The 12,290-nt window shown below is 34.5% G+C and carries 10 protein-coding genes and 1 pseudogene; 9 read left to right on the top strand and 2 right to left on the bottom strand.

Going from position 1 to position 12,290, the window contains the following annotated elements; all coding sequences use genetic code 11:
• The first annotated feature begins 96 nt into the window (after positions 1-96).
• The 6 genes from ACHRWY_RS25240 to ACHRWY_RS25215 all read left to right on the top strand — a co-directional run bounded on the left by ACHRWY_RS25240 (position 97) and on the right by ACHRWY_RS25215 (position 7,516).
• The gene (locus tag ACHRWY_RS25240) at positions 97-978 is read left to right on the top strand and encodes a PPK2 family polyphosphate kinase (RefSeq protein WP_395358368.1); all 882 of its coding nucleotides are present in this window, start codon (positions 97-99) and stop codon (positions 976-978) included.
• 196 nt (positions 979-1,174) lie between these two features.
• On the top strand, positions 1,175-2,641 hold the full coding sequence (locus tag ACHRWY_RS25235; RefSeq protein ID WP_395358366.1) for a hypothetical protein: 1,467 nt from the start codon (positions 1,175-1,177) through the stop codon (positions 2,639-2,641).
• Positions 2,642-2,736: 95 nt separating this feature from the next.
• Complete coding sequence (locus ACHRWY_RS25230; protein WP_395358364.1) at positions 2,737-4,509, top strand: cytochrome-c peroxidase; 1,773 nt, start codon at positions 2,737-2,739, stop codon at positions 4,507-4,509.
• Between the two features lie 458 nt (positions 4,510-4,967).
• Positions 4,968-5,567 (top strand): porin family protein, encoded by a 600-nt coding sequence (locus ACHRWY_RS25225; protein WP_395358362.1) that lies wholly within the window; start codon positions 4,968-4,970, stop codon positions 5,565-5,567.
• A 103-nt stretch (positions 5,568-5,670) separates the two neighbouring features.
• On the top strand, positions 5,671-6,720 hold the full coding sequence (locus tag ACHRWY_RS25220; RefSeq protein ID WP_395358360.1) for a sensor histidine kinase: 1,050 nt from the start codon (positions 5,671-5,673) through the stop codon (positions 6,718-6,720).
• An 82-nt stretch (positions 6,721-6,802) separates the two neighbouring features.
• Positions 6,803-7,516: a LytR/AlgR family response regulator transcription factor gene (locus tag ACHRWY_RS25215; protein ID WP_395358358.1), complete on the top strand. Its 714-nt coding sequence runs from the start codon at positions 6,803-6,805 to the stop codon at positions 7,514-7,516.
• 2 nt (positions 7,517-7,518) lie between these two features.
• On the opposite strand, the gene ACHRWY_RS25210 is transcribed toward ACHRWY_RS25215, so the two are convergent.
• Both ACHRWY_RS25210 and ACHRWY_RS25205 read right to left on the bottom strand, forming a co-directional pair.
• Positions 7,519-8,454 (bottom strand): DUF6268 family outer membrane beta-barrel protein, encoded by a 936-nt coding sequence (locus ACHRWY_RS25210; RefSeq protein ID WP_395358356.1) that lies wholly within the window; start codon positions 8,452-8,454, stop codon positions 7,519-7,521.
• A 167-nt stretch (positions 8,455-8,621) separates the two neighbouring features.
• Positions 8,622-9,140, bottom strand: coding sequence for a hypothetical protein (locus tag ACHRWY_RS25205; protein WP_395358354.1), 519 nt, complete (start codon positions 9,138-9,140; stop codon positions 8,622-8,624).
• A gap of 189 nt (positions 9,141-9,329) precedes the next feature.
• Between ACHRWY_RS25205 and ACHRWY_RS25200 the strand changes: the two are divergent.
• The 3 genes and pseudogenes from ACHRWY_RS25200 to ACHRWY_RS25190 all read left to right on the top strand — a co-directional run.
• Positions 9,330-9,500 (top strand): annotated as a pseudogene (locus ACHRWY_RS25200) (MATE family efflux transporter); the annotation flags it as partial.
• 268 nt (positions 9,501-9,768) lie between these two features.
• On the top strand, positions 9,769-9,996 hold the full coding sequence (locus ACHRWY_RS25195; RefSeq protein ID WP_017495128.1) for a hypothetical protein: 228 nt from the start codon (positions 9,769-9,771) through the stop codon (positions 9,994-9,996).
• Positions 9,997-10,030: 34 nt separating this feature from the next.
• Positions 10,031-11,965, top strand: a complete 1,935-nt coding sequence (locus ACHRWY_RS25190) for an LTA synthase family protein (RefSeq protein ID WP_395358352.1) — start codon at positions 10,031-10,033, stop codon at positions 11,963-11,965.
• The last annotated feature ends 325 nt before the right edge of the window (positions 11,966-12,290 follow it).

The raw sequence follows: 12,290 nt of genomic DNA, 5'->3' as shown, positions 1-12,290 counted from the left end.
TCCTGGTAAAAAACAATTTATCGAAAAAGTATTGCAATGAATAGCAGGAATATGCTTCGTAAAATTAGTATATTTATAATATAAAAATGGAAAAATATGAAATCGATAGATCCAAATGATTTTAAAGTTACAGATAAAATAAAATTATCAAAGATTCCGACTTTGTTGGAGGTAAAAGCGGATGATGATGAAAAGGTAGAAAAACTGGATAAGGTACAATCTAAATTAAGTAAACAGCAGGATACGATGTATGCCCATAACAGGTACGGAGTTTTGATTTGTTTACAAGGCATGGATACCTCAGGGAAAGATAGTCTGATTCGTGAGGTTTTCAAGGAATTTAATCCGCGTGGTGTTGTGGTGCATAGTTTTAAAACACCGACTTCTGCAGAATTAGAACATGATTATTTATGGCGACATTACATGGCTTTGCCTGAAAAAGGTAAGTATGCGATTTTTAATCGTACGCATTACGAGAATATCCTGGTAACGCGTGTACATCCTGAATTTATTCTGGCGGAGAATCTGCCGGGAATAGAAAAAGTAGAAGATATTCCTAAGGATTTTTGGAAGAACAGAATCGAGCAAATCAATAATTTTGAAAAACATATTACGCAGAACGGAATTATTGTACTGAAATTTTTTCTTCACTTAAGTAAAGAAGAACAACGACAACGTTTATTACGCAGATTGGAAGAAGAAAAACATAACTGGAAATTCTCAGTAGGGGATTTAAAGGAACGTGAACATTGGGATGAATATCAGGAATATTATGAAGAAGCCATCAATAAAACTTCGACTAAAGATGCTCAGTGGTATGTGATTCCCGCAGATGATAAAGAGATGGCACGTTATATTGTGGCAAAGATCATCTGGGAAGAAATGCAGAAACATACGGATATTAAAGAACCGGAATTGCCTGAAGATATTAAGGAAAATATAGGAGTTTATAAAAAACAATTAGAAAATGAGTCTTAGAAATAAGGCTCTTTTTTTTGCTTTAATGTTACTGTAAGTTTATGAGTATTTTGTATTACTAATTTAATGTTAATTTTTTTAACCCTGTTGCACTTTTTTTGCTAAGAGTTTTATTTTTTTGATAATATCAAAATGATTTTAAGTTAAAGAGTAGGGATTTACTTTGTAAAAAAAAATAAAACCAATTTTTAGCTTTATGAAAAGAATTATTCTACCCCTAATTTTTTTAGGTTCGTTACTTACATCTTGTAACAACAACGACTCTAAAGATGAGACAGAACCAACGAGCGTTGTATTAAAGGATCAATCTGTTACGCCAAGTTTATTAAAAGCGCAGGCAGGTTTTGAGAATTTAAAAATTTATTCTCTTTTTAGTTCAGACGACGTTTTTCCAGATAGCCCTAAGTTTGTTTTTGGAGGTTCTGCTGATGGTTCCGGTTTATTAAAAAATACTGACGGAACTTTTACTTTTTTAGTAAACAACGAAGATAATTTTGCTGTTTCGAGAATTACACTTGACAAAACCTTTAAACCTGTTAAAGGGGAATATTTGCTAAATTCTAGCGGAGGAACCTGGAGATTATGCGGTGCAACAATGGCAACTCAGGCCGAAAATGGTTTTGGACCGGTTTATTTGACTTGTGGAGAATCCGGAGAAGAATCTCGTACGCATGCATTAGATCCTTACGGAAGCGCAGGTTCAGCATCTGTATCTAAAGAATTACCGGGATTTGGCCGTTTGAGTGCTGAGAATGCTTTGCCATTGCGCACTAATGCTTACAAAGGTAAAACAGTAGTTGTTATTGGTGATGATGACTCTGGAACTTACGGAGGTCAGGTTTTTATGTATGTATCAAATACTGTTGGTGATTTAACCGGAGGTTCTTTGTATATGCTAAAAAGAAACGACGACAACCAAAGAGAGAAAGATATGGAAGTTGCTAAAACGTACCCGGTTTCTTTTGTGAAAATCGAAAATCATACAACGCTTACAGGCGCTCAGATTAATGCAGCGGTAAATACTTTGAAAGCGATTAAATTTGGTCGCGTAGAAGATTTAGATTACCGTAAAGGGGGAGAAAATGCCGATCGCGAATTGTATTTTAATGTAACTGGACAGGATATTACAAAAACAAACGCCGATGCTTCAAGAACGAAATACGGGAGAGTTTACAGATTAAATCTTGATGCTGCCGACCCTTTAAAAGGAACTCTTGAAGTTATTCTTGACGGTGATAACCGTTCTGGAATTGCTGGTAAATTCCAGAATCCGGATAATATTTGTGTGACTAAAAACTATGTTTACGTTCAGGAAGATGCAAACGGATATGGAGACGAAACTCATGATGCTTACATCTATCAATATAATATAGCGACTAAAGATTTGAAAGTTGTGGTAGAATTAGATCACCGTCGTACAGCAACTGATGCAGCAAAATATAATGTAGCTACAAAGGACCTTGATCCAAGCAAAAAAGGCGTTTGGGAATATGGAGCATTAATTGATGTATCTGAACAATTGGGTATTCCGGATACTTTTATGTTAAGTATACAGCCGCATTCATGGACTGGTACAAAATATTTAAAACCTGATGGCGGAACAAACCGTCCTGAAGAAAACCAAGCAAGTCAAATTGTAGTTATAAAAGGTTTGGCGAGATAAATTTCTAAATCATTACAAAACAGTCATCCACTATTTCTATTTGAGGTAGTGGTTTCTGTTTTTCTGAATATTCCTCTTTTAATTGTTATTAGATCATGAAAAAAATATATTGTTTGTTGTTCCTAGTGTCATTTGTTGCTTGTCAGAAAAAAAACAAACATCAGGAAATAAATGAGTTGTTTCAGGCTGATATTACTTTATTGGCTGAAAAAGTAGCCAAACTTAAATATTCTGTACAAGCGGATTCTACCGAAGCGCAAATTCAGCGACAATTTCTGGAAGCACACCAAAGCTACAAAAAGGTCGAAATGATCAGTGAGTATTATTCGCCAGCCGTTTCTAAATCGATCAACGGACCTGCCATACCTGAGTTTGAAGAAAATGATAAAATGACAGTTCCACCCGAAGGTTTTCAGGTTGTGGAGGAATTGGTTTTTCCGAAATATAACAAAAAGATTAAAAAAGAACTGCTTCAGGAATTGGGCGTTTTATCAGCAAATTTAATTCGGTTAGAAAAAGTGGCAAATTCTAATGAATTGACTGATGCTCATGTTTTTGATGCCATGCGATTAGAAGTGTACCGAATTATTACGTTGGGAATTACAGGTTTTGATTCTCCGGTTGTCCTGAACTCACTTCCTGAAGCTTCAGTGACTCTGGAAACTATCGAAAAATATTATCGGGTTTATCTGGAGAATGAATCAGTTGCGAATCGAAAACAAGTGCTGGGAATTCTGGAAAAAGGAAAAAAATATTTAAAATCGAATAGCAATTTTAATGCTTTTGACCGGGCATATTTTATCAAAGAAATTTTAAATCCGCTAAGCAGAGGACTTTTTAAAACGCAAGCCGAATTAGGAATTCCGTTACTGAAAGAGCAAAGAGGTCTAAAAGTTACCGCACAAACTTTATTCGATAAAGATGCCTTTGATCCCGAAGCATTTTCAGGTTTTCCCGATTATCAAACTACACCGGAAAAAATTGCTTTAGGCAAAAAGTTATTCAATGACCCCATTTTATCCGGAAACAATACCCGCTCTTGTGCTTCCTGCCATCACGCCGATAAAGCTTTTACAGATGGATTGGAAAGAGCAGTTTCATTAGACGGAAAATCAATGATTCAGCGCAATACGCCAACATTGACCAACATCGCTTTTCAGCGTGTGTTTTTTGCAGATTCACGTGTGAGTTACTTAGAAGATCAGGCAATCGCAGTTATTAAAAATGAAAACGAAATGCACGGCTCTTTAGAAAAATCAGCTTTGGCTATTCAAAAAAATGAAAACTATTTAAAAGAGTTCAAAAAAGCGTTTCCAAAAGGAGAAATAAATGAATTTGCAATCAAAAATGCTCTGGCATCTTATATTCGATCATTAAGTCATTACGATTCTAAGTTTGATGGTTACATGCAAAACAAAACCACCTTTACCTCAGATGAAAAAGCAGGATTTAATTTATTTGCCGGAAAAGCCAAATGTGCAACCTGTCATTTTATTCCGCTTACCAACGGAACTGTTCCGCCAAATTTCGACAGATCTGAAAGTGAGATTTTAGGAACTCCCAATAAAAATAAAAAACTCGACGGAGACCTGGGCAAGTTTGTTATTACGCAAGCTGCTATTCATAAACATTCTTTTAAAACGCCTACCATTAGAAATATAGTATTAACAGCTCCATACATGCATAATGGTGTTTATAAAACGCTGGAAGAGGTAATTGATTTTTATGATCAGGGCGGAGGATCAGGTCTGGGATTTGATGTGCCCAACCAGACTTTACCCGAAGACAAACTGAATTTATCTGATAAAGAAAAGAAACAATTGATTGCTTTTATGAGAACGTTGACGGATAAGGAATATTTAGAGTAAAGAGTAAAGAGTAGAGAGTAGAGAGTAGAGAGTAAAGAGTAAAGAGTAAAGAGTAAAGAGTAAAGAGTAAAGAGTAAAGAGTAAAGAGTAAAGAGTAAAGAGTAAAGAGTAAAGAGTAAAGAGTAAAGAGTAAAGAGTAAAGAGTAAAGAGGAAAGAGTAAAGAGGAAAGAGTGAAGAGTGAAGAGTGAAGAGTGAAGATGGGGAAGGAGCGGCGAATTTCACGGATTTTAAATCTGCCAAATCCTGATCGCTTTGCGAACTTTGTGCTCTCAGCAGATAAAAACTTTGCAAACTTTGCGGTTAAATATTTTTGGTATTAATTAAAATTTCATGCTAATTCGGGGCAAAAATCTTTATACAATTCCGTTGGTCAAAACAACAATGTAGTTCATCAAACTAATTTTAATAGCGTTTATGGTTTGTGCTCCTTTGCATCAAATTAATAAAAACTATTATCATGAACATGTACAAATTATTATTGTTGCTTACCGTTTTCCTACTAGGATTAATTTCCTCTAAAATAAATGCGCAATCTGCATTTCCAATTCATATTGGAATAAAAGGCGGATCCAATTATTCTGAATTGCCGGTTTCGGATGGTTTTAATTCGAATTATGCTGTGGGCTATTTTGGGGGCTTTATGGCGCGATTTGATTATAAAAGATTCTATATTCAAAATGAAATCCTGTATAGCGGAAAATCTTCTAAAATTGAAAATTCTTCTGTAGCCGGAGCTAAAAATGCAAAATGGCAAAGTATCGAAATGCCTTTGGTTATAGGTTATAAAGTGGTTGATCTTGCTGCTCTCAATATTAGGCTTTTTGGAGGCGGTGTTTACTCTTATACTTTAGATGAAAATTTTTCGTCACTGAACCCATTAAAAAATACGGATACTAAATTCGATAAATTTAATATTGGCTATCAGGTTGGGGCAGGAGTTGAGGTTTGGAAATTTACTATTGACTTCACCTATCAGGGCGGATTAAATAATGTGAATAAAAATTTTAGTTCTAAACCCAATTCGTTTAACGTGGGCGTTGGCTATTTTTTCTTGTAACAAAAAAATTATTGTTTAACCTTATATGCAGCAAAGAATCTTTTTGGTTCTTTGCTGTTCCTTTAGAAAATATAGGGGTAATTTTGAATATAAATTATTTTAGATGATTACAATTAATAAAAACAGACATTGGATATTTTTAGTCTTTTTCTGGAGCTTATTAGGGATCACAATATGGGCTCAGATGATAGAAGACTTCGATTTTTGGTCGGCTACTTATCAGGCTGTTTTAGTGCTAATATGCTCTGTTTTTTTAGCTCATTTTTTGAGCGATGTTATATTGCCAAATGCATTGAGAAAAAACAAAATGAATTGGTTTGCCGTACAAAGCGTTATTGTTACACTACTCTTATCACTCTGTCTGGCTTTGATTTATACTGTTTTTTCAGATGAAATTTCGAGAGTTCGGGCATATCCTGGTGATGGTGATTTAAGCTCTGTTCATTTTTTATGGTCGCGATTTTGCGGCAGTATTCCGGCGGCCATTTTAATTAACGGTACCGCCTGCGGACTTCGGTTTTATCAGGAACATAATGTCATCGAACAAAACCATGCTGCATTAAAACAAGTTCATCTTGAGGCACAAATCAAGATTTTGCAGGATCAGATCAATCCGCATTTGATGTTTAATGTGCTTAACCATATTCATATTTTAATGCAAAGCGATGTAAAGCTGGCCTCGGTATTATTAGTTCAGTTTTCGGATATTTTAAGATATCAACTGTACGAATGCAATAAAGAATATGTGCCATTACATCTCGAAATTAAGTATTTGAAAGATTTGATTGCTGTCGAAAAAACCCGCTGGGGAAATGAATTAGAAGTAAAAAGCAAATGGAATATCGAAGACGGTCAACTTCAGATTGTACCGTTACTTTTAGTTCCCCTGATCGAAAATGCTTTTAAACACGTTTCCCGACTTCCAAATCAAAAAGGATATGTACACTTATCATGCAGACAGGAAAATAAAGAATTGATTTTTAGAATAGAGAACTCCCATACAGAGCAATACAAACTGCCTTCTAAAAGTCAGGGGTTGGGACTTGAAAATGTAAAGAAAAGACTGGCCATTCAGTATCCTGAAAAATATCAGCTGAATATAGAAAAGACTGATTCCGATTTTACCGTTACAGTGGTTTTAGATTTAAAATAATTTTTAAAACTGGATAGCAAAATAAATCTGCAAGATCTGTGTGAAAAAAATAAAGAATAAGTAGTTTAAAAAAACATCAAATATGACTATGAAATGCCTCGTTATCGACGATGAACCTATTGCCAGAAACGGAATAGTAGATTTTGTTTCTAAAATTGATTTCCTGGAAGTCATTGGTACTTGTGCTTCGGCATTAGAAGCGACTTCGTATGTTCAGGAAAAACAGGTTGATTTATTATTTCTGGATATTAATATGCCGTATCTCTCCGGATTAGAATTTCTGGAATCTTTAGATAATCCGCCTTTAGTGATTTTTACCACAGCCTATTCAGAACATGCTTTAGACGGTTATCGCTTGCAGGTAGTCGATTATTTACTAAAACCTATCACGTTTCAAAGATTTTATCAGGCTTCTTTAAAAGCCAGACAATGGTATCAAATGATACAATCTCCAAAACAAAATCAATTAGATCCGTATTTATATGTACGTCAGGAAGAGGGATTTCATAAGATTTCCTGGGTAGACATTTTATATATCGAGGGCATGCAGAACTATGCTAAACTTCATTTTAAAGATAAAGTAATAGTCATTCATCAAACCATGATTTCATTAGAAGAAACGCTGCCAACAGAAATTTTCTTTAGAATTCACAAATCCTTTTTGGTCAATATTACGCATATCGATTCAGTTTCCGGCGGACGATTGTTTGTTAAAGGACAAGAACTACCCATTTCAAGAACACGCCGCGAAGCATTATTGAAAGAGGTAGTCTATAAAAACTTATTAAGCCGATAGTTCTAAAATTTCCATTTTAGGGCTATTGCTCCATAAAAAGTTGTGGTAAATCTTGGATCTGCCATCTCTTTTTCTTTAAAAATATCTTTGATTTTTCGATTAGTAGTCGAGAAACTGCGAAGCAGAGTAGTTCCGGCGGTAGGTTCTAATGTCCAGTGTTCGCCAAATTTTATCTGAGGTCTTAAACCTGCAATGATTTGCTGATAACCTAATAACATCGATTTGTTTCTGACTTTAGTTTCTGCCGTCATACCGCTTAATTCTACCACTGCTTTTAAGTCAAATGTATCAGACATTCGGTAACCTAATTCTAAGCCTTCAGGAAAAGTAATCTTAAAATGTAAAGCCCCTTTGGATTCCCAATTAAAATAAATCCCCGGAAGTACCATCGGAACACCAAAACTATTGGTTAAAACAGGCCCTAAACCTAAAGCCAGATTAGGATTGAATTGTTTGATAAAAAGAACTCCACCCTGAATCAGCACATCATCTTTATTAATTTCGACCATATCTGTATAAACGCCAACAGAAGCCATAACTAATAGCGACCAGGACGAAGAAATGGAACGTAAATGTTTAACGCCAATTTGTGCATTTAGAAGTTCATTTGGAAAGCCGCCTTGAAAATCTACCGGAAGATCTTGAATTTCATAATTTTTGTTTTCCATTCTGGCATAACTCCCATTAAGAAAAACAGACCAGAGCCTTGGATGATTGTATTGGTCCATTTCTAAAGAGAGAGGTACTTCAAAAGCAATTTGGGCTCTTTTGAAATTGCTCTCGGCATTTGTTTTTGTACTGTCAATTGGCCTCACGTATTTAGAAAAAGGAACATAATCGACTTTAAATTCACCTGAAATTCCGGATTGCGAACGGGCTGTAATGGTAAATAGTAAAAAAAGAAAAAGTTGCGGGAGATAAAGAATTGTTTTGTTCATGATTGGATTAATTTTTCTGCGAATTACCGCGTTCTAAACCAATCTTAAAAAATCATTTGACTAATGGCACTTCTGTTTTGACCAATGGTATAAAATTACAAAACCCGACAGACTATGCGATCTGTCGGGCTCATACCAAAAACAAAAAAATAAAATAAACCCTCCCTTTATAAGTCAAAACCATAGGCTAGACGTAAAGCCACCTGGTTGGTTTTGAATTTGTTATAGTCTTCATAACGGACACTAATGTCAATGTATTTGTTGGCGTACCCAATTCCTGGCGCCCATAAAAAAGTAGTGTCATTATAACCGTTTGTAACGGCAAAACCCGCACCTACTTCACCTAAAACATAAAATTGATCTTCCCAGATAAAAGCTTTAAAACCTGCTTTTGCCGGAATAAACCCAAGATCTTTTACATCAACCCCATTTTCATCTTTTCCCATAAATAAATTGGTAAAACCAGTTGTAAGGGTTAATGATGTTTTCTTTGTTAAATCATATTGCAAACGTACATCGCCTCCTAAAGACCAGTCGTAAGCATTATCTGTCGGAAGTCCTCCGTTTAATCCGAATCCTAATCTAAAGCCCTGATCGTAATTTTTTACTTCACTTTCCTGAGCGAAAGTTGCATTGGCGTATAAAAAAGCGAAGGCAGATAGGCATAACATTTGTAATTTTCTCATGGCAAATATTTTTGAATTATTAATAATGTAAAAGTATAAGAGAGCCCTTTTTGGCTTGTTATATAATTTTTAAAAATTGTTATATAATATTGAGATCAGGCAAATTTGACTTAATGTTTGCTTATGTTTTTAATAATAGGAAAGAATCCAAAGCTTCTGATTATCTTTGCCGACTAAAAAAGAATTGTAGTGAATTTAAAGCAGTACACTAAAGAGTTTTCATATAATTTAAGATTAGCATATCCTATTATATTAGGAATGGTTGGCCATACTTTAATTGGTATTGTCGATAATATAATGGTAGGAAAACCAGGGAGTACTGAATTGGCGGCACCTCTGCGGCAATTTTCCTTTACATTCGCTTTCATTACTTAACCAAAAAATTAATCCGGAATTCATTTTCAAATAGTTAAATTTGAACAGAAAAACAGTCTGTGAGATTAACAGGGTTTTCGCAGATTATAAATAAACATTTTAATCTTTGCCCCTGAAAACACAGGAACAGAAATTAAAACTGGAGCAAATTATAAATAGTGCAGTCAGGTATTACAGGAATTCACAGCATTGTAAAATCTTTTTTAATCCTTTTAAGCTGTGGCAAAAAAAATAAATACAAAAAACAAATAACATGGAATTACCTAAATTTTTACTCGGAGACAATACTGACTTCCCGGATGATATTTTTATCATTCACCTTGATTACCCAAGATTTATCATCAACCTAAAAGATGATGAGGTAGAATTTATGGAAGAAGCAGAAGATCTGGACGAAGCAGAATTGAATGCTGAAATGGAAGGCTTGATTGTTTTGGCAAATGAATTTTACGACCGCGAAATAAATCGTTACGAAGAATAGTCATTTTAAGTTTTTCACGTTCTAAATTTTTCAAATGAAAAAATTAAGTTTTTTAAAACCCATTTTTAACTTTATAGCAATCGGATTGCTAATTACTACTTTAAGCCGGATCTTTTTGTTTTTTATTTTTAAAGACAGAGTAGTAGAAACACCAAATTTCTGGTATATCTTTCCAATCGGACTTCGAATGGATTTAATATTATTATGTTATTTATCTTTCTTACCAGCAGTTTTAATTACTTTTCTACCTAATAAGTGGCTAAAGTTCACCAATAATTTTTTGGTGATTTACAGCTTTTTATTTCTGTTTCTGATTCTTTTTGTAGAATTAGCTTCACCTGATTTTGTAAAACAATACGATACGCGTCCCAATAAAATTTTCTTAGATTATCTAATTTATCCTAAGGAAGTAGTAGGAATGCTTCTAAAAAGTTATCTGACTTCGATTGTGGTGACTTTTTTAATCTTGGGAATAGTTTTGTATTTTGCTTTCAAAAAAGGAAAAAAATATTTCTACACAACCGGTACCGAATACAAATTCAAATTAATGCTTTTCCCGTTAGTGGCATTTTTATTGTTTTTTGGGGCACGTTCCAGTCTTACTTCAAAACGTCCGATCAATGCCAGTAATGCTGTTTTTTCAACAGATCAACTCACCAATACTTTAGGATTAAATTCATTTTATACGGTAGCATTTGCGGCGTATTCGATTAAAAATGAAGGCAACACAAAAATGTATGGTAAAATGGAAGAAGCAGAAGCCATTGCCCGTGTTAAAAAATATATGATTGCCGGACCAAATGATTTTACCGATGCCGAAATTCCGTTTTTACATGTACAGCAACCGGATACACTTTTGAAGAAACCGTACAATTTGGTGATTTTTCTGCAGGAAAGTTTAGGAGCTGAATATGTTGGGATTTTAGGAGGAAAACCATTAACCCCTGAATTCGATAAATTATCAAAAGAAGGTTTATTGTTTACCAATTTATATTGTACCGGAACAAGAAGTGTTCGTGGGATTGAAGCAGTGGTAACCGGATTTTTACCGTCACCATCAGAAAGTGTAGTGAAATTAGGAAACTCACAACAAGGATTTTTTACACTTGCAGATGCTTTAAGACAAAAAGGGTATAGCACGAGTTTTATTTATGGCGGAATGGCAAATTTTGATAACATGGCTTCTTTTTTTAACGGAAACGGTTTTCAGGATATTATAGATCAGGAAGATTTTGAATCAGATGGAAACAAATATGCTTTTAAAGGAACCTGGGGGTATTCTGATGAAGATTTGGTAACGAAAGCGAATAATTACTTTAAAGCAAAAGGCGATAAACCTTTCTTTTCTTTGATGTTCTCTACTTCAAACCATGAACCTTTTGAATATCCTGCGGGAAGAATTAAGCCTTATGATGCAAAACCGGCTACGGTAAATAATGCCATGAAATATGCCGACTTTTCGATTGGGAAATTCTTCGAAATGGCGAAAAAAGAGCCGTATTTCAAAAACACCATTTTCATTGTAATCGCAGATCACAATACCAGAACCTACGGAAAAAATTTAGTACCAATTAATAAATTTCATATTCCGGCCTTAATAATGGGGCCAGGAGTCCCTAAAGGAGTTTCGTATAGTAAACTGGCCAGTCAAATTGATATCCCGCCAACGTTATTAAGTTATTTAGGGCTTCCGTTTGAAACCCCAATGGTAGGAAGAAATCTAAATAAATTAGACCCGAAAACACAAGGAAGATCAATTATGCAGTTTAATGACATCAACGCTTTTAGAGTCGAAAATCAGGTTGTAATTATGCAGCCAAATTTAAAACCATTGCAATTTGAAATCAAAAATGATACGACTTTAATTCCGGTTAAATTAAATGAAGAATTAGCAAAAGATGCTTTAGCACATGTAATTACTGCAGGAAATTTATATAAAGAGAATAAGTATAAATTGAGAAAGAAATAGGTTCAAAGAAACAAAGCAACAAAGGTTCAAAGAAACAGAGTGTAAAATCTTTGCTACTTTGGACCTTTATTAAAAAATAGGTTCAGAGGAACAAAGGGACAAAGGTTCAAAGTAACAGAGTGCAAAACCTTTGTCGCTTTGAGCCTTTGTTAAAAAATAAGTTCAGAGGAACAAAGTAGCAAAGGTTCAAAGTAACAGAGTATAAAACCTTTGTCGCTTTGAGCCTTTGCTACTTTGTGCCTTTGTTAAAAAATAAGTTCAGAGGAACAAAGGGACAAAGGTTCAAAGTAACAGAGTGTAAAACCTTTGTCGCTTTTGAACCTTT

Source organism: Flavobacterium sp. FlaQc-48 (assembly GCF_044007335.1).
Lineage (GTDB): Bacteria > Bacteroidota > Bacteroidia > Flavobacteriales > Flavobacteriaceae > Flavobacterium.
Note: the sequence above shows the minus strand (reverse complement) of the source record. Positions and strands in the feature narration are given on the sequence as shown.